This window comes from Roseicella sp. DB1501, from assembly GCF_013112485.1.
In the GTDB taxonomy this organism is placed as follows: Bacteria; Pseudomonadota; Alphaproteobacteria; order Acetobacterales; family Acetobacteraceae; genus Paracraurococcus.
On record NZ_JABFHG010000019.1, the window covers coordinates 51,548 to 70,777 of the forward strand.

Consider the following 19,230-nt stretch of genomic DNA (forward strand, 5'->3'; position numbering starts at 1 on the left):
CGCGGGGCGGGTGAACCCGCCAGGACGCACCCTATTCCGCGGCCGCCGCCTGCACCCCCGCCTCCCGCGTCCGGGTCCGCAGCGTCACGAACTCCTCCGCCGCGGTCGGGTGGATGCCGATGGTGCGGTCGAAATCCTCCTTGGTCAGGCCGGCCGCGACCGCGATGCCGATGCCTTGCATGATCTCGCCGGCATCCTCGCCCAGCATATGGGCGCCGAGCACCTTGCGCGTCTCCTGGCAGACGATGAGCTTCATCAGCGTCTTGCGCCCCGGCCGGCCGCTGATCGTGTGGCGCATCGGGGTGAAGCGGGCGAGATAGACATCGACCGGCCCGAGCGCCGCCGCATCCGCCTCGGTCAGCCCGACCGTGCCGATCGGCGGCGAGGTGAAGACCGCGGTCGGGATGTTGCGGTAGCTGACGCGGCGCGGGTTGTTGCCGAACAGGGTATCGGCCAGGGCATGGCCGACCGCGGTCGCCACCGGCGTCAGGTTCATCCGGTCCAGCACGTCGCCGATGGCGTAGATGTTCGGCGCCGTGGTGCGGTGCTCCTCATCCACCTCGATCGCGCCCTTGGCGGTGCAGGCGATGCCCGCGGCATCGAGATGCAGCCCGGCGGTGTTGGGCACCCGGCCGGTGGCGAAGAGCACGGCATCCGTCTCGATCGCCTCGCCGCCGCGAAGGTTGAGGCAGAGATGGTCGCCCAGCCGGTCCAGCCGTCCCGGATGGTGGCCGCAATGCTGGCGGATGCCCTGCTGCTCCATCGCCTCCTTCACCGCGACGCGGATGTCCTGGTCGAAGCCGCGCAACGGCAGGTCGGCGCGGTAGACGAGATCCACCTCGGCGCCGAGGCCGCGCAGGATGCAGGCGAATTCCAGCCCGATATAGCCGCTGCCGACCACGGTGACGCGGCGCGGCAGCGCCTTCAGCCCGAAGACGTCGTCCGAGAGCATGCCGAGCTCGGCGCCCGGGATCTCCGGCCGCACCGGCCGGCCGCCGGTGGCGACGACGATCCGCTCGGCCGTCACCCGCCGGCCGCCGACATCGAGGGTGTGGGCGTCGATGAAGGTGGCGCGGGCCTCGAAGATGGTGCAGCCGGCGCCGCTCAGCAGCCGGCCGTAGATGCCGTTGAGGCGCGCCACCTCGGCATCCCGCGCCGCGGCCAGCGTGGCGAGGTCGAAGCCGCGGGTCTCGATGCTCCAGCCGAAGGCGGCCGCGTCCTCCGCCCATTGCCCGTATTCGGCGGCGTTCACCATGATCTTCTTCGGCACGCAGCCGACATTGACGCAGGTGCCGCCCCAGAAGCGCTCCTCCGCGATGCCGACCCGGGCGCCATGCGTCGCGGCGATGCGGGCGCAGCGCACGCCGCCCGAGCCGCCGCCGATGACGAAGAGATCGAAGTCGTAGCGGCTCATGGAGGCGCTCATCGGCCGCGCGCCCCGGCGATCGGGGTGGCGAGGGCGCGGGGATGGAGGCTGCTGGCCATGCGGGGTGCCCCTTTCATCGGCCGGCCGGTGCCGGCCCGTTGCACCCTATATGCGACGCGGCCAGGCGGATGGGTACCCGTCCGGCGTCCCGGCAGCGATGCGGCCGGCGCTCGGCAGTCCTTCTCCGGCAGCCGGCCTCAGCACCCGGTCTGGCGCGGCGTCCGCTCGACCTCGAGGCCGAAGAGCGGCCGCAGCCGGGTGCCGATGACGCTGCCGGCGAAGGCCATGGCCATCCAGACCCAGCCATGCAGGCTGCCCGAGGCGATGCCGGAGAAATAGGCGCCGATGTTGCAGCCATAGGCCAGCCGGGCGCCGTAGCCGAGCATCAGACCGCCGATCACCGCCGCCAGCGCCGAGCGCAGCGGCACCCGCAGGCCGGGGGAGAAGCGGCCGGCCAGGGCGGCGGCGAGCAGGGCGCCGAGGACGATGCCGACATCCATCACCGAGGTGACGTCGCGCAGCACGCTGCCCTCGAGCGCCGCCCGGGCCGCCGGGGCCTGCCAGTAGGGCCAGGCGGCGGCATCGATGCCGAGCGCCAGCGCCGCCTTGGAGCCCCAGAGGGCGAAGGCGGAGGTGATGCCCCAGGGCTTTCCCGCCAGCGCCAGGGTGGCGAAGTTCAGCAGCGCCAGCGCCACCGCCCCGGCGAGCACCGGCCAGGGGCCGCACAGCAGCCGCGCCAGGCCCTGCCGTGGCGCCAAGGGGGGCACCGGCCGGGCAGGAGCCGCTGCGCCATGCCGCCGCCGCTCCAGCCAGAGCGTGCCGCCGGCGATCAGGCCGAACAGGGCGAGATTGGCCGCGAGGGCCGGGCCGACGCCCCAGGCCTTCACCAAGGAAACCGGCGCCAGGTGCCACTGCGCCTGCCACCAGTGGAAATGCGCCGCGCCGATGGCCGAGCCGGCGATGAAGGCGGCCAGCGTCAGCAGCATCCGCACCGAGCCGCCGCCCACCGTGTAGAGCGTGCCGGAGGCGCAGCCGCCGCCGATCTGCATGCCGATGCCGAAGAGGAAGGCGCCGACCAGCAGCGAGACGCCGATGGGCGAGACATTGCCGGCGACCGGCTGGCCGAAGAACTGCCCGGCGGCGAGCGCCGGGAAGAAGAGCAGCACGGCGATGGCGAGCATCGCCATCTGGGCGCGCAGCCCCTCGCCGCGCCGGTCGGCGATGAAGACCCGCCAGGCCGAGGTGAAGCCGAAGGCGGCATGGTAGAGGACAAGGCCGAGCGCCGCGCCGAGCAGGTAGAGCGCGGCCTGGCGCGACCCCACCGCCTGGCCGATGCCGAGGGCGCCGAGCGCGAGCAGGGCCGCGGCCCCGAGCGCGGCCGGACGCTGGATGCCGCCGGCCCGTGCGACGGCGGGCAAGGCGGTGAGGGTGGTGGCGGACATGCCGGAGACGTCTCCCGATCCGAGGGGTGTGCCGGTGGGCCGGCAGTGCTGGATCGGTCATGTACGCCGCCGGACCGCGCGTTTCACCGCAGAACCACGCGCGTCAGGCGTAACCCCGACATCGATTGGGAGCATGGCTGTGAACCACGCCCCCATATCGGATTATCGCTATGCCAGCGGACCGGTCTCCTGACCGGTCCGAGGCCCCGAGCGGGACCCGCGACTTACGTCGCGTAGCCAAGCGAACCGAAGGTTCGCGCCCGGCGCCTGGGGGCCATGAACGTCAAGTGCCGATGCCGCCGAGGGCGAGGTACTTCACCTCGAGATACTCGTCGATGCCGTAATGGCTGCCCTCGCGGCCGAGGCCGCTCTCCTTCACGCCGCCGAAGGGCGCCACCTCGGTGCTGATCAGCCCCTCATTGATGCCGATGATGCCGCTCTCCAGCGCCTCGGCCACCCGGAAGATGCGGCCGACATCGCGGGCGTAGAAATAGGCGGCGAGGCCGAAGGGCGTGTCGTTGGCCAGCGCGATCGCCTCCTCCTCCGTCTTGAAGCGGAAGAGTGGCGCGACCGGGCCGAAGGTCTCCTCGCGGAACATCAGCGCGTTGTCCGGGACGTTGGCGAGCACCGTCGGCTCGTAGAAATTGCCGCCGCGCGGGTGCCGCTTGCCACCCGTGACGACGCTCGCCCCCTTGGCGAGGGCGTCGGAGACGTGCTCCTCCACCTTCTTCACCGCATCGGCGTTGATCAGCGGCCCCTGGGTCACGCCCGGCTCCATGCCGTCGCCGACCTTCAGCGCCTCGACCGCCGCCTTCAGCTTGGCGGCGAAGGCGTCGTAGACCCCGTCCTGGACCAGGATGCGGTTGGCGCAGACGCAGGTCTGGCCGGTGTTGCGGTACTTCGAGGCCATCGCCCCCTGCACCGCGGCGTCCAGATCGGCATCGTCGAAGACGATGAAGGGAGCGTTGCCGCCGAGCTCCATCGAGGTCTTCTTGATGGTGGGCGCGCATTGCGCCAGCAGCACGCGGCCGACATCCGTGCTGCCCGTGAAGGTCAGCTTGCGGACCAGCGGGTTGCCGGTCAGCTCCTTGCCGGTCTCGCCGCTGGGGCCGGTGATGACGTTGCAGACGCCGGGCGGCATGCCGGCCCGCTCGGCCAGCACGGCGATGGCGAGCGCCGAGAAGGGAGTCTGCGACGCCGGGCGGATGACGCCGGTGCAGCCCGCGGCCCAGCCCGGCCCGGTCTTCCGGGTAATCATCGCGGCCGGGAAGTTCCACGGCGTGATCGCGGCGAAGACGCCGATCGGCTCCTTCTGGACGATGATGCGCCGGCCCTTGGCATTCTGCGGGATGGTGTCGCCATAGACCCGCTTCCCCTCCTCGGCGAACCACTCGATGAAGGAGGCGGCATAGGCGATCTCGCCCTTGCTCTCGGCCAGCGGCTTGCCCTGCTCGGCGGTCATGATCGCCGCCAGGTCGTCGGTATTGGCGAGCATGAGGTCGAAGAGCTTGCGCAGGATCGCGGCGCGGTCCTTGGCCAGCATGGCCCGCCAGCCGCCCTGCGCCTTGTGCGCCGCCTCGATGGCGCGGCGGGTCTCGGCGGCGCCCATGGCGGGGACGCGGCCGATCAGCTCGCCGGTCGAGGGATTGCGGACCTCGAGGGTCTTGCCGCTATCGGCCTGAACCCATTCCCCGTTGATGCAATTGGCCTGACGGAAGAGCTCGGGGTCCTTCAGCGGCAGGCGTGCGACGGCGTCCAGCATGGGCCGGTCTCCTTCCCTTGGTGGGCGGCAGGATAGGCCGGCACAACGCCCCTGTCAGGGCGGCTCCGCGAGGAGGCCGCGCCAGGGCGTCCGGCGCGCCAGCCGCTGGCAGGGGGCAACGCCCCCGGTCGGGGGATGTTGCCGGCCGCCCGCGCGGAAACACAGCATCCCGAAGGCCTCGGCCGGCCGTTGCGTCGGCGCGCTCACCGCGCGGGCGCCCCGGGCCGCTGGGCCGGCAACGGCAGCCGCGGCCCGCCGGCGGCGGGCGTCCCCGGTCGGGCCGGCGGGCTGGCATGCGCATCGAAGCTCGGCCGCAGGACCCGCTCGCCCTCCGCGCTGGCCAACGTGACCTCGCCGGTCAGGATCGCCCGCACCTCGAAGCCGCCCAGCCGGTCGCCGACCTGCAGGACCAGCGGCTTCCCGCCCTCGGCCCCGGCGAAGATCGCCACGCGCCCGGCGGGGGAGATCAGCACGCCGGACAGGCGCGGCAGCTCGGCCCCGGCAGCGGCCATCGCGGCCGGCGGCTCCGCCACCGGACGCCGGTCGGCGGCGAAGAGGGGCCGCGCCAGCGCCGTCGCCGCCCAGTCGGCGGAGCGGTCAGGCGGCGGCGGGGTCGGCACCGCGGGGGCGGGCCGCCAGAGCGCGACCGCCGCCGCCGAGGCCCCGCTCGTCACCGCATCGCCACCGGGATCGCCGAGCTGGACGGCGATGGCCGCCGCGCAGGCGGCGGCGCCGAGGCCGAGCAGCGCGAAGGCGGACCGGCTCATCGCGGCGCCTCGGCGCGGAAGGCGAAGACGGTGAAGGAGGCCTCCATCGGCCGCGGCCCGCTGCGCGACGGCGGCGCGGCGCGGAGCTGCAGGTCGTCGACCAGCATGCGCGGCGTGGCGCCGCCCACCGCCTGCAGCAGCCGGACGATGCCGGGCCAGGGGGCCTGCACCGATACGCGCAGGCCGATGCGGCGCCAGGCGCCGGCCGCCTGGCCGGGCAAGGCCTCGGCGCTGCGCAGCGGCGCGCCGGCGCGCAGCGCCATGTCCTGCAGCCGGCCCTGCAGGGTCGCGGCGGCGATCGCGTCGCTGGCGCCGCCCAGCGCCGGGATCGCCGCCGTGCGGTCCGGGGCGGCGACCAGCCGCGCCTGGTCGCGCAGCGCGGGCAGGGTCTCGGCGATCTCCGCCATCCGCCGAGCCACCGACCGGCGCGCCTGCACCTGCTCCGCCCGCTCGGCATGCCAGTCGAGCAGCGGCGCCACCAACCCGGCCCAGCCGGCGCCGAGCACCGCAACAGCGAGGCCGAGCGCGAGGAGCTGGCCGCGACGGCCGGTCGGGAGATCGAGCGGGCCCATGCTACATCCCGATCTCCGCGCGGATCGAAAACAGGTCCGCCCCGCCGCCCTCCTGCCGGGTGACGGGCGCGACGAAGACGGTGTCGCGGATGGTGGGATCGGCCGAGAGCAGGCCGATCAGCCGCGCCGCCCCGGCGGAACGGCCCGCGATGGTGAGCTTGCGCTGCCGCAGGGTCAACTCGGTCAGCCAGGTGTCGTCGGGCAGGATCTCCGTCAGCGTGGCGAGCACGCGCAACGCATCCCCGACCCGCGCCCGCTCGGCCGCGACGGCGTCCTGGCCGCCCTTGGCCTCGGCGATCCGCCGGCGCAGCGCCTCGGCCTCCGTCACCTCAGGCTGCAGCGCGCGGATGTGCCGCTCCGCCGCGGAGAGGGCCAGCGATTGCAGCAGGAAGGGCAGCGCGATGGCGGCGACGGCGAGGCCGCCGCAGGCGATCCCGGAGGCCAGCAGCGCCCGGCGGCGCCAGGCCTCGCGGCGGTCGAAGCCAGCACCGCCCGCGGGGCCGCCCGTGGGGCTTGGCGCGGCACCGAGCGGCAGGGCGAGAACGGCGCCGCGGGAATCGCCGACCTCGATCCCGCCGGGCGGCAGCCCGGCCTGCCGCAGCCGCTCGATCGTGCCGAGCAGCGCCGCCTTCGGCAGCAGCGCGAGGCGCAGCCGCAGGCCCTGGGACAGGTCGCGCCCCTCCCGCCGCCAGTTCCAGAACACCTCCTCCGGGGCGAAGGGCGTGAGCCGGTCGAGCTCGTAGCGCAGCACGCCGGCGGGATCGCGCTGCGCCGCCGCCGGCAGGATCACCTCCCGCTCCAGCAGCATGCCCAGGGGCGGCCGCAGCAGGATGCGGCGCGCCCCGCGGCGCAGCGTCGCCATGCCGGCCGGCGATGCCGCCGCCAGGTCGAACCGGCCGAGGGGGGTCTCCCGGCCGCGACGGCGGCGGGCGATCTCGACCTCGGCCCCGTCGGGGGTGGATCCGGGGGTGGATCCGGGGGTGGATCCGGGGGTGGGCAAGGTCACCAGCAGCGCATCCGGCGGCTGCCCGCCGGCGCGCAGCCGGGCCGGCAGCAGCGACCGCATCTGCGCGAGCCACCAGGAGAGCAGATCGCCGAGCATCAGGCCGGACATCCCGCTACGCCTGCCGGCCGGCGCGACACGGAGCGCCGGACTTGCCATCGACCTCGCATCGGCGCCGCCTCCCTCACCGCTCCCGTGCCCAGACGGGTGCGCCCTGGGGCAGGAGGATAGGGTTCCTGGCGGCGCGGCGAAGCTCACCGATGCGTGCCAAAGGCCGGTCCGTGACCGGAGCCTGCCTAATCATCCGGCCTCTCGCGCTTCGGCGCGACGATGATGTCCGGCCAGCGCCGCCCGTCCTCGCGGCTGAAGAGGATGCGGATGCGCAGGAGCGCGGGCAGGTCCGGGCTCGCCCAGCTCGCGACCCAGCCGCCGCCGGGCGCGCCGGGCCAATAGGCGATGTCGAGCCCCTCGACGCCGCGCAGCAGCTCGCTCGCCTGCGGCGTCGGGGGCGGGCCGAGCCAGCGGGCATGCAGGTAGGGCGTCCAGCGCAGCATCAGGCGCCCCGCCTCGTCGAGGCCGAGCGTCACCACGGCCTGGCGTGTCGGCGCCGCCGCCATGGCCGGCAGCTCGGTCACCGCTTCGAGGCGATGCGCCGCGCCGCGCAGGCCGGGCCGGCGGTCGTCATCGAGCGGCACCAGCCGCGAGAGGATGCGGCGCAGGGTCCGGTCGGCCACCTGCAGGTCGCCGGTCCGGTCGAGCAGCCGGGCCTGGCTGTCCCAGGCGGCGAGGCCGAACCGCGCGCCCTGCGTCAGGCCGAGCAGGAGGAAGCCGAGCACCGCCAGCGCCACCAGGATCTCGAGCAGGGTGAAGCCCGCCGGCCGCCTCATCGCCCCGCCCCGGCGGCGGGGCCGATCCGCCTGGTCTCGAGCCGAACCTCGCGCCGCACGCCGCCATCCATCCAGCCGACCGAGACCGTGACGGCATAGAGCGTGGCGCCCTCGGCGACCGCCGCCGGCACGACGCGCGTGTGCCAGGCGAAGCCGTTGCCATCCTCGCCGCCCTGGTCGCGGGCGGTGAGCGGCGCGCCGTCCAGGGCCGCGAGGCGCGACTGCGCATGCGCCAGCGCCGCCTCGCTGCGCGCCGCCGCCTGGGTCGTGCGCAGCCCGGTCAGCACCCCCTGCACCAGCGCGGCGAGCGCCGCCGCCGCGATGGCGAAGGCGACCAGCGCCTCGATCAGGGTGAGGCCCGCCTCGCGGTCAGCGCGCATCGGCCCCGCCCGGATGCTCCAACCCCGGCGCTTCCGACAACGTCACCCGGCCGCTCCAGCCATCGACGCCGAGCTGCATGCGGCGCCGGCCGTCGCTGAGCTCCAGCCAGCCGCCCGTGGAGCTGCCATCGGGCGCGAAGCGGATCACGCCGCCGCGCCCGGCCGCGGCACCGGGGCCGGCGAGGCGGAGCGAGACGACGAGGTTCGCCGGCAGCGGGCGCTCCGGCCGCCCCTCGATCCACCAGCGCCGGCGCCCGACATCGAGGGCCAGCGCGACCGGCCGGTTGGAGGCGATGGCCCGGGCGCGCGCGAGGCGCAGGCCCTGCGCCAGCTCCCCCGCGGCGCTCCGCAGCTCGAGCGCCGCGACGCGCGACGGGCCGCGCAGCGCCAGGATTCCGAGGGCGAGGCCCAGCACGGCGAGCACCACGAGGATCTCCAGCAGCGTGAAGCCGCCCGCGCGCGGCGCGGCGCCGAGCGGAGCCCCGGCCCGGTTGGCCCGCATGGCGGCTATCCCGCCATGTCGTTCAGGCTGAGCATGGCCAGCAGCATGGCCGAGACGATGCCGGCGACCAGCGCGCCCATGATCACCGTGATGGCCGGCGTCAGCAGCGCCACCAGGCGCTGCAGGCCGATCCGCGCGCGCTCCTCGTGGATCTCGGCGGCGTGCAGCCCCATGGGGCCGAGCTGCGCCGTCTCCTCGCCGAGGCGCAGCAGGTGCACGGTGCGGACCGGGAACACATCCGCCTTGCCCAGCGCCCCGGCGAGCCCGGCGCCGTCCTTGGCGCTCGCCGTCGCCGCCTGCACCGCGGCCATCGCGGCGCGGTTGCCGAGCGTGTCGCGGACCATGCCGAGCGCGGCGTCGAGCGGGACGCCGTTCAGCAGCAGCGTCCCGAGCGTCCGGGCGAAGCGCGCCGCCAGCGCCTCGCGCGCCAGGGCGCCGATGACCGGGAGGCGCAGCAGCAGCCGGTCCGCCGCGAGGCGCGGGCCCGGCAGGCGCAATAGCTGCCGCAGGCCGAGGAAGAGCAGGCCGCACAGCAGCAGCGCGACCGCGCCATAGGCCGAGACCGCCTCCCCAAGCGCCAGCAGCATCCGCGTCGGCGCCGGCAGGGCCGCCCCGCTCTGCTCGAAGAGCGGCACGAATTGCGGCAGCACCCGGGTGAGCAGGATGGCGACCGAGCCGATGGAGGCGGCCACCAGCAGGCCCGGATAGATCAGGGCCGAGCGGATCGCGGCCTCGAGCGAGCGCTGGCGCTCGAGATGCGTGGCGAGGCCGGCGAGGGTCGCCGGCAGCGTCCCGCCCGCCTCCCCGGCCCGCACCAGGCTCACATAGAGCGGCGGGAAGCTGTGCGGCTGCTGCGCCAGCGCGCCGGCGAGCGGGCTGCCGTCCCGCACCGCGTCGCGCACGCGCTGAACGACGCGGCGCAGCCGGGCGCTGCCGGCGGTCTCCACCAGGAAGAGCAGCGCATGGTCGAGATCCTGCCCGGCGGCGAGCATCACCGCGAGCTCCCGCGTCATCTCGGCCAGCGCCTGCCGGCCGAGCCCGGCGCGGCCGGGGCCGAGCTCCGCGCTCCGCAGCCAGTCGAGGACCGACCGCCCCCCGGCATCCGGCTCCGTCCGCATCGGCAGGCTGCCCTGGCGTCGCAGCTGCTCCACCACCGCCGCCTCGCTCGCTGCCTCCATGCGGCCGCGGATCAGGCTGCCGTCGGCGGCGATGGCGAGGTAGCGGAAGCCGGGCATCAGGCCTCCGCGCGGACGCTCAGTAGCACTTCGTCGATCGTCGTGGTGCCGGCGAGCGCGGCGTCGAGCCCGTTCTGCAGCATCGTCACCATGCCGCCGGCGATGCCGGCGCGCTCGATCTCGCCATGATCGGCGCGCGAGAAGACCAGCCGTTCGAGATTGGCGTCCAGGGCCAGGAATTCGGCGATCGCCAGCCGGCCGCGGAAGCCGGTGTTGCGGCAGCGCGCGCAGCCGACCGGCTGCCAGAGCCGCGGCCCCTGCCAGCCCGGCCGGCGGTCGAGGCCGAACTCCGCGACCAGCGCCGCCGGCGCCTCCGCCGGCCGGCGGCAATGCGGGCAGAGCCGGCGCACCAGGCGCTGCGCCAGCACGCCGCGCAGGACCGAGGCGATCAGGTAGTCCTCCAGCCCCATGTCGCGCAGGCGCGGGATGCTGGCCGCCGCCGAGTTGGTGTGCAGCGTCGAGAGGACCAGCCGGCCCGCCAGCGCCGCGGTGACGGCGGTCTCGGCCGTCTCCAGGTCGCGGATCTCGCCGACCATCACGATGTTCGGGTCCTGCCGCACGATGTTGCGCAGCAGCGAGGCGAAGCTGAGCCCGATCTGCGGCTTCACCTGGATCTGGGTGATGCCGGGCAGGCGGTACTCGATCGGGTCCTCGATGGTGATGATCTTGCGGCTCTCGGCATTCAGGCCGAGCAGCGCCGTGTAGAGCGTCGTCGTCTTGCCACTGCCGACCGGCCCGGTCACCAGCACGATGCCGTTCGGCAGGGCGAGGGCGGCGCTCAGCCGCTCAACCACCCGCGCCGGCAGGCCGAGCTGGGCGTAGTCGAACTCGATCGCGCTCTGGTCCAGCACGCGCAGCACCACCGTCTCGGCATGCAGCGAGGGCACGGTGGAGAGACGGAAATCCACCTCCTGCCCGCGCACCGCGAGGCGGATGCGCCCGTCCTGCGGCAAGCGCCGCTCGGCGATGTCGAGCCGCGCCATGATCTTGAGGCGGGAGATGATGGCGGCCGCCAGATGCGCCGGCTGGGTGTCCACCACCTGCAGCACGCCGTCGTAGCGGCAGCGGATGCGCAGCCGGTCCTCGAAGGGCTCGACATGGATGTCGGAGGCGCCGCTCTCGACCGCGCGGGAGATCATCTGGTTGACCAGGCGGATGACAGGCGCTTCCGAGGCGAGGTCGCGCAGCCGCTCCGCATCCTCCTCCAGCGGCTCGGCCTGCGCCGGGGCCGCCGCCTCCCCCGTCTCGACGCTTGGATACAGGCGGTCGAGGGCGGCTTCGAGCTCGATCGGCAGGGCGATCTCGACCTGCACCGACAGGCCGGTCGCGGCGGCGATGGCGGCCGGCGTGAAGGCGTCCAGCGGATCGGCGAGGGCGACCGTCAGCACCCCGCCCTCGCGGGCCACCGGCAGGGCGCGCGCCTGCCGCAGGAAGCGCGCCGCGAGCCGCTCGGGCAGGATCGGCTCCGCCGGGTAGCGGCCGGCCCCCGCGAGCGGGCGGCCGAGCAGGGCGGCATGGGCCTCGGCCAGCCCGCGCTCCGTGACCAGGCCGAGATGCATGAGCACGGCGTCGAGGCGCTGGCCGGATTCGGCCGAGATGCGCCGGGCGCGCTCGATGCTGCGGGGCTCGCAATGGCCGCGGGCGACCAGGAGGGTCGCCAGGGCGTCCAGCACCTCGGCCGATCCCGGCATCGGCCGGCCCGCCGCGGCGCCGGGCCCGGCTCCGGCCTCCCGAGGGCCCGCCTCCGGGGGTTCAGCCTCCTGGGGTTTCCGCCGGATCAGCATCGGATTAGGATCGTATATGCAATACAAAGCGCGCAAGGGGGCAGCGGCGCCTGGGACGCGACGATGCGATGCCGGCTTGGCCATGGCGGGATCGGCGAGGCTGCACCGGCCGGCGGCCCTTCGGAGAGACAGCGTGCGGAACACGAGCCCGAGGATGCGGGGAGCGAGCGGCCAGGCCGGCTTCACCCTGCTCGAGATCCTGGTCGTCGTCGCCATCCTCGGCCTGCTGGTCGGGCTGGTGGCGCCGGCCGCGATGCGGCAGCTCGGCGGGGCGAAGACCTCGCTGGCGAAGCAGTCGATCCAGCGCCTCGGCGGGGTGCTCGACCTCTACCGGCTCGACATGGGCGATTACCCGACCACGGAGCAGGGATTGCAGGCGCTGGTCACCCGCCCCGCCGGCGCCACGGTCTGGAACGGGCCCTACCTGAAGGCGGACCAGGGACCGCTCGCCGATCCCTGGAACCACCCCTATCTCTACCGCTACCCGGCGAGCCGCCCCGGCCGCGACTACGATCTCTGCTCGCGCGGCCCAACGGCGCAGGTAGGCGATGCCGCCGGCGAGGGCATGATCTGCAACTGAAGCCGCTTGCCGGACGGCCGGGGGGCTGGCCACTCTCACTCCTCGGGCGTCTGCCAGGTCAAAATTCGCCAGGCGCGGCCCTGCGCGCCGGGGCCGAGCCGCACATGCGCCTGCCGGGTGAAGGCCGCGCCATCCGGCAGGCGGACCGCCGCGGTGATGAGCACCGTCGGGGCCGTGCCCGGATCCGGCGCCGCCTCCAGCTCGGCGCCGGAGTCCTGCATCGCCTGGATGACCGCCGCTGGCGCGATGCGGAGATCCGGCTCGCCATCCTGGTAGATGGACAGCACGGGCTTGAGCCGCGCCAGCAGCTCCGGTGTCATGCCGAGGACGAGCTGCATTTCGTCGAGGCTCTCGAAAGGCCGCCCCGGCGGCGCGTAGCCGAGGCCCGCCGCGCGATACTCGGCCTCCTTCGCGCCGTTCGGCCGCGCCGTGCGCGCGGCGGTGCGCCAATCCAGGATGGCGGCGGCGAGCGCCATGGCCGGGCGCGGCGCCAGGCCGAGGCCCTGCAGCAACGCCTGCAATTGCCCGGCCGTGGCGAGGTTCGGGTTCAGCTTCCCCTGCTCGCTCTCGATTAGCAGCGTGGCGCCGATCCGGCCCGGCAGGGCGATCTCGCGCGGGATGCCATCGGCCGGCCAGCCGCCGGGCGCGGGCAGCAGCAGGTGGAAGATCGCCTCGTAGAGCAGGCCATCGGCCGCGGCTTCCGCCCGCGCGGCGGAGCGCAGGTTGCCGGCGAGTTGTGCCTCGGTGCGGCCGGTGCCGGTGACATGCGCGCCGACCAGCGCCAGCAGCGCGATCGACCAGAGGACGATGAGCAGCGCGAAGCCGCGATCGACCCGGCCGACACCCTGTCGCCGCCCCTGCCCGTTCCGCCCCTGCCCGTTCCGCCCCTGGCCGTCCCGCTGCGGCCCATCCCGGATTGGCCCATCCCGGATTGGCCCGTCGCGCATCCCGCCGGTCAGCCGCCGCGCGCGCCCGATGCGCCGGCCGCCGGCCCGGCCGCGATGGCCCGCTCGGCCGCGGCCTCGAGCGCCGCCGCGGCCTCCTCGGCGCCGAGATAGGGCGCCGCGGCGAAGGCGCCTTCCAGCAGCAGCAGCAGCGTATCGCCGAGGCGGTCGGCGCCCTCGGCGCCCGCCTCGGCGCAGAGGCGTTGCAGGCGCGCGCGCGCGGCGCGCTTCTGCGCATCCGCCACCTTGCGCGCGGGATGCTCGGGATCGGGGAATTCGGCGATGGCGAGGCCCATCGGGCAGCCGCGGAAGCCCGGCTGGCGCAGCACGGCGGCGGCGGCGCGGATATAGGCGAGCGGCCGGTCGCGCGGCGGCACCGCCTCGCCCAGCGCCTCGCCATAGGTGCATTCGGCCGCCTCGCAATCCTCGCGCAGGATCGCCTCCACCAGCGCGTCCTTCGAGGGGAAGGCCCGGTAGAGGCTCATCTTCGTCGTGCCGGCGACGCGGCAGACCTCCTCCACGCCGGTGGCGCGGATGCCCTGGCGATAGAACAGCTCCTTCGCGGCGTCCCGCACCCGCTGCGCCGCCGGGCGCGGGTCGCGCGGCGGGACGTCATGCGCCTGGGACACGGTCATCCTCCTGCCTCTGCAACTGTTCGAACGGCCATCGATGTTGGCACATCGACGGCTCCCTCAATCGCCCGGCGGCTTGCTCCGCAAACCTTGGCTACGCCGCGTCGCACCGCAAGGCGCGCCTCACGGCGCGACCGGCGAAGCCCGTTCGGACGCTCGGCATGAATGGATCATTCATGCCGCTGGTATTGTTCCGCCCGCCCCACGCGCGGCATCGCGATGAAGGGCGGGGCTTGCGGTGATACCGACCGGTTCGTATCAATGAGACGAACCGGTCGGTATCATCCGGCCCTGGAGATTGGCGATGTCGCCCTTCCTTCGCAAGCCCTCCCTCCCCAAGGCCTTGACCGCCCTCGCTTTCGTGCTGGCGCTCCCGCCTGCCGCACTGGCCCAGGCCCCGGCCGCCCCGCCCGCCGTGACCGTCGCCCAGCCGCTGCAGCGGAGCGTCACGGAATGGGACGAGCACATCGCCCGGCTCGAGCCCTTCGCCCGGGTCGAGCTGCGGCCGCGCGTCTCCGGCCAGGTCGAGCAGCTGCATTTCCGCGACGGCCAGATGGTCCAGGCGGGCGAGTTGCTCTTCACCATCGATCGCCGCCCCTTCGCCATCGCCGTCGAGGCGGCGCGGGCCGAGCTGGCCCGGGCTCAGGCAAAGCTCGACCTGGCCGAGCAGGAGATCGAGCGGACCATCCCGCTGGTGCAGGGCCGCTTCGCCCCGCAGGCGCAGCTCGACACCCGCCGCGCCGCCCAGCGCGACGCCCAGGCCGCCCTCGCCGCCGCCCAGGCGCAGCTGCGCCAGGCCGAGCTCGAGCTGACCTGGACCGAGGTGCGGGCGCCGCGCGCCGGCCGCGTCTCCGACCGCCGCGTCGATGCCGGCAACCTGGTCCAGGCCGGCAGCACGCTGCTCACCACCATCCTCGCCATCGACCCGGTCTATGCCAGCTTCGACATGAGCGAGGCGGATTACCTGCGGCTGGCGCGGCAGACCCGCAGCGGCAGCCGCGCCTCCGACCGCGAGCCGGGGCGCATGCCGGTGCAGCTCCGCCTCGCCGACGAGGAGGGCTTCTCGCACGAGGGGCGGCTCGACTTCCTCGACAGCGCCCTCGACCAGCGCTCCGGCACGGTGCGCGCCCGCGCCGTGCTGCCCAATGCCGATCTCTTCCTGATGCCCGGCAGCTTCGCCCGGCTGCGCCTCTGGGCCGGCGAGGGCGGGGCGCTGCTGGTGCCGGATGCCGCGATCGCCGCCGACCAGGCCTCCCGCATGGTGCTGGCCGTCGCCGCGGACGGCACGGTGGTGCCGAAGCCGGTGGTGCTCGGCCCGCTCGTCGACGGGCTGCGCGTGGTGCGGAGCGGCCTGGCGCCGGAGGACCGCATCGTCATCGCCGGCCTGCACCGCGCCCGGCCCGGCAGCCGGGTGGCCGCCGAGCCGGGGCGCATCGAACCCGCCCCACCGCAATTCGCCGAGCGCCGCTGAGTCGCCCCCGCCGGAGCCCGCGCCATGCGCCTCGCCCGCTTCTTCATCGCCCGGCCGGTCTTCGCCGCGGTGATCTCCATCGCCATCACGTTGATCGGCGCCATCGCCGGCTTCCGGCTGCCGATCAGCGAATATCCCGACATCGCCCCGCCCACCGTGACGGTGACGGCGACCTATCCCGGCGCCTCGGCGCAGGTGATCTCGGAAACCGTGGCGACGCCGATCGAGCAGGAGATCAACGGCGTCGACAACATGCTCTACCTCTCCTCCCAGGCGACCGGCGACGGCCGCCTGACAATCAGCGTCACGTTCCGCCAGGGCACGGATGTCGACCAGGCGCAGGTGCTGGTGCAGAACCGCGTCGCGGTCGCCCAGCCGCGCCTGCCGGAGGAGGTGCAGCGCCTCGGCCTCGTCGTCCGCAAGGCCTCGCCCGACCTGCTGATGGTCGTGCACATGCTCTCGCCCGACGGGTCGCGCGACCAGCAATACATCTCGAATTACGCCACCATCAACGTGAAGGACCGGCTGGCGCGGCTCGACGGCGTCGGCGACGCCCAGGTCTTCGGCGCCCGCGACTATGCCATGCGGGTCTGGCTCGACCCGGCCAAGGTGGCCGCGCGCGGCTTGACGGCGGGCGAGGTGGTGGCGGCGCTGCGCCGCGCCAACCTGCAGGTCGCGGCGGGCGGGCTGAACCAGCCGCCAACGGGGAACGGCGCCGGCGAGGCCTTCCAGCTCAACATCCAGGCCCTCGGCCGGCTGCTCACGCCGGAGCAGTTCGGCGAGGTCGTGGTGGCGACCGGCGCCGGCGGCGCCCCGGTGCGGGTGCGCGACCTGGCGCGGGTCGAACTCGGCAGCCAGGACTACACGGTCAACGCCTATCTCAACAACAAGGTGGCGACCGCGATCGTCATCTACCAGCGCCCCGGCTCCAACGCCCTCGCCACCGCCGCGGCGGTGCGCGGCACCATGGAGGAGCTGGCGCAGTCCTTCCCCGCCGGCCTCACCTACAGCGTCGTCTACGACCCGACGCGCTTCATCGCGCAATCCATGGAGGCGGTGGCGCACACCTTCGCCGAGGCGGTGCTGCTGGTGGTGCTGGTGGTGATCCTGTTCCTGCAATCCTGGCGGGCCGCGATCATCCCGCTGCTGGCGATCCCGGTCTCCATCGTCGGCACCTTCGCCGTCATGGCCGCGCTCGGCCTCTCGCTCAACACGCTCTCGATGTTCGGGCTGATCCTCGCCATCGGCATCGTCGTCGACGACGCCATCGTCGTCGTCGAGAATGTCGAGCGGCACCTGGCCGAGGGCATGGCGCCGCGAGAGGCGGCGGAGCGGACCATGGATGAGGTCGGTTTCGCGCTGGTCGCCATCGCCCTCGTGCTCTGCGCCGTCTTCGTGCCGACCGCCTTCATCGCCGGCATCGCCGGCGCCTTCTACCGGCAATTCGCCGCGACCATCGCCGTCGCCACGCTGCTCTCGGCGCTGGTCTCGCTCACCCTCTCGCCGGCGCTTGCCGCCCTGCTGCTGCGGCCGCATGCGCATGCCACGGCGGCGGGCTGGCGGGCCTGGCTCTGGGCGCCCTTCGGCCTGTTCTTCCGCGGCTTCAACCGGCTCTTCGAGGCGCTCTCCCTCGGCTACGGGGCGCTGACGCGGCGGCTGCTGCGCCTCTCCGCGCTGCTGCTGGTGCTCTATGCCGGGTTGCTGGCGCTGACCGGGCAGACGGTGCGGAGCACGCCGACCGGTCTGATCCCGCCGCTCGACCGCGGCTACCTCATCGCCGCCTTCCAGCTGCCGCCGGGCGCCGCCCTGGACCGGACGGATGCGGTGATCCGCCGCGCCTCGGAGACGGTGCTGCAGGTGCCGGGCGTGCGCGACGCCGTCGCCTTCGTCGGCTTCGACGGCGCCACCTTCACCAACGCGCCGAACACCGGCGTGATCTTCGTCGGCCTCAAGCCCTTCGAGGAGCGCGTCGCGGCGCATATCGCCTATGCCGACATCATCGGCACGCTGCAGGCGCGGCTCGGCGAGGAGCGCGAGGCGATGGCGCTGGTCATCCCGCCGCCCTCGGTGCCCGGCATCGGCACAGGCGGCGGCTTCAAGCTCTATATTCAGGACCGCAGCGGCCGCGGCGCGCGCGAGCTCGAACGGGTGACGGGGGAGATCGTCGGCGCCGCCAATGCGCTGCCCGAGATCGCCATGGCCTTCACCCTGTTCAACACCGCGACGCCGATGCTGCGCACCGAGGTGGACCGCAGCAAGGCGGAGATGCTGGGCGTGCCGCTGGCCCGCGTCTCGGAGGCGCTGTCGGTCTATCTCGGCTCGATCTTCGTGAACGATTTCAACATCCTCGGCCGCACCTACCGGGTGACGGCGCAGGCCGAGGAGGGCCAGCGCCTGACGCCGCGCGACGTGGCGCTGCTGCGCACCAGGAACGACAGCGGCGAGATGGTGCCGATCGGCGCCCTGGCGGGCTTCCGCGACGATACCGGCCCTTATCGCGTGCCACGCTACAACCTCTATCCGGCGGCGGAGATCCAGGGCGCGGCGAAGCCGGGCGTCTCCACCGGCCAGGCGATCGCCGCCATGCAGGCGCTGCTGGCCGAGCGCCTGCCGGAGGGCTTCGGCTATGAATGGACCGAGATCGCGCTGCAGGAGACGACGCAGGGCAACACCGCGCCCATCGCCTTCGGCCTCGCCGTGGTCTTCGTCTTCCTGCTGCTGGCCGCGCTCTACGAGAGCTGGCTGCTGCCGCTCGCCGTGGTGCTGATCGCGCCGATGTCGGTGCTGGCGGCGCTGGCCGGGGTGCTGTGGCGCGGGCTCGACAACAACGTGCTGGTGCAGGTGGGGCTGGTGGTGCTGGTCGGGCTGGCGGCGAAGAACGCCATCCTGATCGTGGAATTCGCCCGCGCCGCCGAGGCCGGGGGGATGAGCCGCTGGCAGGCGGCGGAGGCGGCGGCGCGGACCCGGTTGCGGCCGATCCTGATGACCTCCCTCGCCTTCATCCTCGGCGTGCTGCCGCTGGCGGTGGCAATGGGGGCCGGGGCGGAGATGCGGCAGAGCCTCGGCACCGCGGTCTTCGCCGGCATGCTCGGCGTGACCGGCTTCGGCCTGCTCTTCACGCCGGTCTTCTACGTGGTGGCGCGCGCCATGGCGCGCCGGCAGCGCCCGGCCGCGGCCGCGGCCACACAGCCGCGGCCGGCCTAGAACTCCCCGCAAAACCGCTTCGCGGCTTTGCGGGGGCCCCATGGAGCCGCCTCCTGCTCAGGAACCGTCACAGCCTGCCGCGGCGAAGCCGCGCCCAAGGACCGTCACAGCCTGCCGCGGCGAAGCCGCGGCAGGACAACGGGCAGCGACGGCTTTGCCAGGAGCTTTTGGCGGCGCCGGCCCGTCACTGGCGATGAGGTGACGCGCGTGCGGCGCGGCAAGGGGGTATCCAAGCCCTATGACCGACGATACCCCCAGCCCCTCCCCCGCGGCCTCGGCACGCCGCCAGGCCTTGCGCGAGCGTTTCGACCGGGCCCAGACCATCGCCGCCCAGGCCGCTCGGGCGCGCAGCGCAGGCGGTGCGCCGAGCGACGACGAGGCGGCGCGCCTCGTGGCCGAATTCCACGCCCAGGGCGGCCGCGTCACCGTCTGCCCACCCGCCGAGGAGGAGACGCCCGCCCCCTCCGGCAAGCGCTAGAGCAGATCCCGTTCGAGTGGAAACACTCGAACGGGTGAAGATGCTCTGAAAACAACAGGCTAGCAGCCTGTCGGATTCCCAACGGGCCTGAGATTGGCAAATCTGTTCGGCATGACAGGGTTCATACCGTTCAGCCGCGATCAGGCCTTCCTGCTGCCGCC

Annotated in this window: 17 protein-coding genes; 4 read left to right on the forward strand and 13 right to left on the reverse strand. The window is 74.1% G+C overall.

Going from position 1 to position 19,230, the window contains the following annotated elements:
- Positions 1-31: 31 nt before the first annotated feature.
- The 11 genes from gorA to HJG45_RS25995 all read right to left on the reverse strand — a co-directional run bounded on the left by gorA (position 32) and on the right by HJG45_RS25995 (position 11,667).
- Positions 32-1,414, reverse strand: a complete 1,383-nt coding sequence (gene gorA, locus HJG45_RS25945) for a glutathione-disulfide reductase (protein ID WP_171616545.1) — start codon at positions 1,412-1,414, stop codon at positions 32-34.
- Between the two features lie 209 nt (positions 1,415-1,623).
- The gene (locus tag HJG45_RS25950) at positions 1,624-2,868 is read right to left on the reverse strand and encodes a YeeE/YedE family protein (protein WP_171616547.1); all 1,245 of its coding nucleotides are present in this window, start codon (positions 2,866-2,868) and stop codon (positions 1,624-1,626) included.
- A 283-nt stretch (positions 2,869-3,151) separates the two neighbouring features.
- On the reverse strand, positions 3,152-4,630 hold the full coding sequence (locus HJG45_RS25955) for an NAD-dependent succinate-semialdehyde dehydrogenase (RefSeq protein WP_171616549.1): 1,479 nt from the start codon (positions 4,628-4,630) through the stop codon (positions 3,152-3,154).
- Between the two features lie 203 nt (positions 4,631-4,833).
- The gene (locus HJG45_RS25960) at positions 4,834-5,397 is read right to left on the reverse strand and encodes a hypothetical protein (protein WP_171616551.1); all 564 of its coding nucleotides are present in this window, start codon (positions 5,395-5,397) and stop codon (positions 4,834-4,836) included.
- Positions 5,394-5,969: a type II secretion system protein GspM gene (gene gspM / locus HJG45_RS25965; protein ID WP_171616553.1), complete on the reverse strand. Its 576-nt coding sequence runs from the start codon at positions 5,967-5,969 to the stop codon at positions 5,394-5,396. Before gspM ends, HJG45_RS25960 begins: the two co-directional genes overlap by 4 nt.
- Position 5,970: 1 nt before the next feature.
- On the reverse strand, positions 5,971-7,083 hold the full coding sequence (locus tag HJG45_RS25970; protein WP_171616555.1) for a PilN domain-containing protein: 1,113 nt from the start codon (positions 7,081-7,083) through the stop codon (positions 5,971-5,973).
- A gap of 185 nt (positions 7,084-7,268) precedes the next feature.
- Positions 7,269-7,859, reverse strand: a complete 591-nt coding sequence (locus tag HJG45_RS25975) for a prepilin-type N-terminal cleavage/methylation domain-containing protein (protein ID WP_171616557.1) — start codon at positions 7,857-7,859, stop codon at positions 7,269-7,271.
- On the reverse strand, positions 7,856-8,239 hold the full coding sequence (locus HJG45_RS25980; protein WP_171616559.1) for a prepilin-type N-terminal cleavage/methylation domain-containing protein: 384 nt from the start codon (positions 8,237-8,239) through the stop codon (positions 7,856-7,858). The genes HJG45_RS25975 and HJG45_RS25980 overlap by 4 nt, the downstream gene beginning before the upstream one ends.
- Positions 8,229-8,741, reverse strand: a complete 513-nt coding sequence (locus tag HJG45_RS25985) for a GspH/FimT family pseudopilin (RefSeq protein WP_171616587.1) — start codon at positions 8,739-8,741, stop codon at positions 8,229-8,231. Before HJG45_RS25985 ends, HJG45_RS25980 begins: the two co-directional genes overlap by 11 nt.
- Before the next feature lie 5 nt (positions 8,742-8,746).
- On the reverse strand, positions 8,747-9,976 hold the full coding sequence (locus HJG45_RS25990) for a type II secretion system F family protein (RefSeq protein WP_171616561.1): 1,230 nt from the start codon (positions 9,974-9,976) through the stop codon (positions 8,747-8,749).
- The gene (locus HJG45_RS25995) at positions 9,976-11,667 is read right to left on the reverse strand and encodes a GspE/PulE family protein (RefSeq protein WP_171616563.1); all 1,692 of its coding nucleotides are present in this window, start codon (positions 11,665-11,667) and stop codon (positions 9,976-9,978) included. Before HJG45_RS25995 ends, HJG45_RS25990 begins: the two co-directional genes overlap by 1 nt.
- Positions 11,668-11,893: 226 nt before the next feature.
- Between HJG45_RS25995 and gspG the strand changes: the two genes are divergently transcribed.
- Positions 11,894-12,340, forward strand: a complete 447-nt coding sequence (gene gspG / locus HJG45_RS26000; protein ID WP_408902038.1) for a type II secretion system major pseudopilin GspG — start codon at positions 11,894-11,896, stop codon at positions 12,338-12,340.
- Positions 12,341-12,375: 35 nt separating this feature from the next.
- On the opposite strand, the gene HJG45_RS26005 is transcribed toward gspG, so the two are convergent.
- Positions 12,376-13,287 carry a general secretion pathway protein GspK gene (locus tag HJG45_RS26005; RefSeq protein WP_171616565.1) on the reverse strand — a complete coding sequence of 304 codons (912 nt, stop codon included), beginning with the start codon at positions 13,285-13,287 and terminating at the stop codon, positions 12,376-12,378.
- A gap of 8 nt (positions 13,288-13,295) precedes the next feature.
- Complete coding sequence (locus tag HJG45_RS26010) at positions 13,296-13,913, reverse strand: TetR/AcrR family transcriptional regulator (RefSeq protein WP_368040683.1); 618 nt, start codon at positions 13,911-13,913, stop codon at positions 13,296-13,298.
- Between the two features lie 307 nt (positions 13,914-14,220).
- Between HJG45_RS26010 and HJG45_RS26015 the strand changes: the two genes are divergently transcribed.
- From HJG45_RS26015 to HJG45_RS26025, 3 genes are all read left to right on the forward strand, one after another.
- Entirely contained in the window at positions 14,221-15,387 is a 1,167-nt protein-coding gene (locus HJG45_RS26015) for an efflux RND transporter periplasmic adaptor subunit (RefSeq protein WP_171616569.1), read from the forward strand.
- A gap of 24 nt (positions 15,388-15,411) precedes the next feature.
- Entirely contained in the window at positions 15,412-18,591 is a 3,180-nt protein-coding gene (locus HJG45_RS26020; RefSeq protein WP_171616571.1) for an efflux RND transporter permease subunit, read from the forward strand.
- Between the two features lie 238 nt (positions 18,592-18,829).
- Positions 18,830-19,069: a hypothetical protein gene (locus tag HJG45_RS26025; RefSeq protein ID WP_171616573.1), complete on the forward strand. Its 240-nt coding sequence runs from the start codon at positions 18,830-18,832 to the stop codon at positions 19,067-19,069.
- Positions 19,070-19,230 lie beyond the last annotated feature (161 nt).

Coding starts and splice junctions, on each gene's coding strand:
- gorA (WP_171616545.1), bottom strand. CDS start 1,414: ATGAGCCGCTACGACTTCGATCTCTTCGTCATCGGCGGCGGCTCGGGC.
- HJG45_RS25950 (WP_171616547.1), bottom strand. CDS start 2,868: ATGTCCGCCACCACCCTCACCGCCTTGCCCGCCGTCGCACGGGCCGGC.
- HJG45_RS25955 (WP_171616549.1), bottom strand. CDS start 4,630: ATGCTGGACGCCGTCGCACGCCTGCCGCTGAAGGACCCCGAGCTCTTC.
- HJG45_RS25960 (WP_171616551.1), bottom strand. CDS start 5,397: ATGAGCCGGTCCGCCTTCGCGCTGCTCGGCCTCGGCGCCGCCGCCTGC.
- gspM (WP_171616553.1), bottom strand. CDS start 5,969: ATGGGCCCGCTCGATCTCCCGACCGGCCGTCGCGGCCAGCTCCTCGCG.
- HJG45_RS25970 (WP_171616555.1), bottom strand. CDS start 7,083: ATGTCCGGCCTGATGCTCGGCGATCTGCTCTCCTGGTGGCTCGCGCAG.
- HJG45_RS25975 (WP_171616557.1), bottom strand. CDS start 7,859: ATGAGGCGGCCGGCGGGCTTCACCCTGCTCGAGATCCTGGTGGCGCTG.
- HJG45_RS25980 (WP_171616559.1), bottom strand. CDS start 8,239: ATGCGCGCTGACCGCGAGGCGGGCCTCACCCTGATCGAGGCGCTGGTC.
- HJG45_RS25985 (WP_171616587.1), bottom strand. CDS start 8,741: ATGCGGGCCAACCGGGCCGGGGCTCCGCTCGGCGCCGCGCCGCGCGCG.
- HJG45_RS25990 (WP_171616561.1), bottom strand. CDS start 9,976: ATGCCCGGCTTCCGCTACCTCGCCATCGCCGCCGACGGCAGCCTGATC.
- HJG45_RS25995 (WP_171616563.1), bottom strand. CDS start 11,667: ATGCCGGGATCGGCCGAGGTGCTGGACGCCCTGGCGACCCTCCTGGTC.
- HJG45_RS26005 (WP_171616565.1), bottom strand. CDS start 13,287: ATGCGCGACGGGCCAATCCGGGATGGGCCAATCCGGGATGGGCCGCAG.
- HJG45_RS26015 (WP_171616569.1), top strand. CDS start 14,221: ATGTCGCCCTTCCTTCGCAAGCCCTCCCTCCCCAAGGCCTTGACCGCC.
- HJG45_RS26020 (WP_171616571.1), top strand. CDS start 15,412: ATGCGCCTCGCCCGCTTCTTCATCGCCCGGCCGGTCTTCGCCGCGGTG.
- HJG45_RS26025 (WP_171616573.1), top strand. CDS start 18,830: ATGACCGACGATACCCCCAGCCCCTCCCCCGCGGCCTCGGCACGCCGC.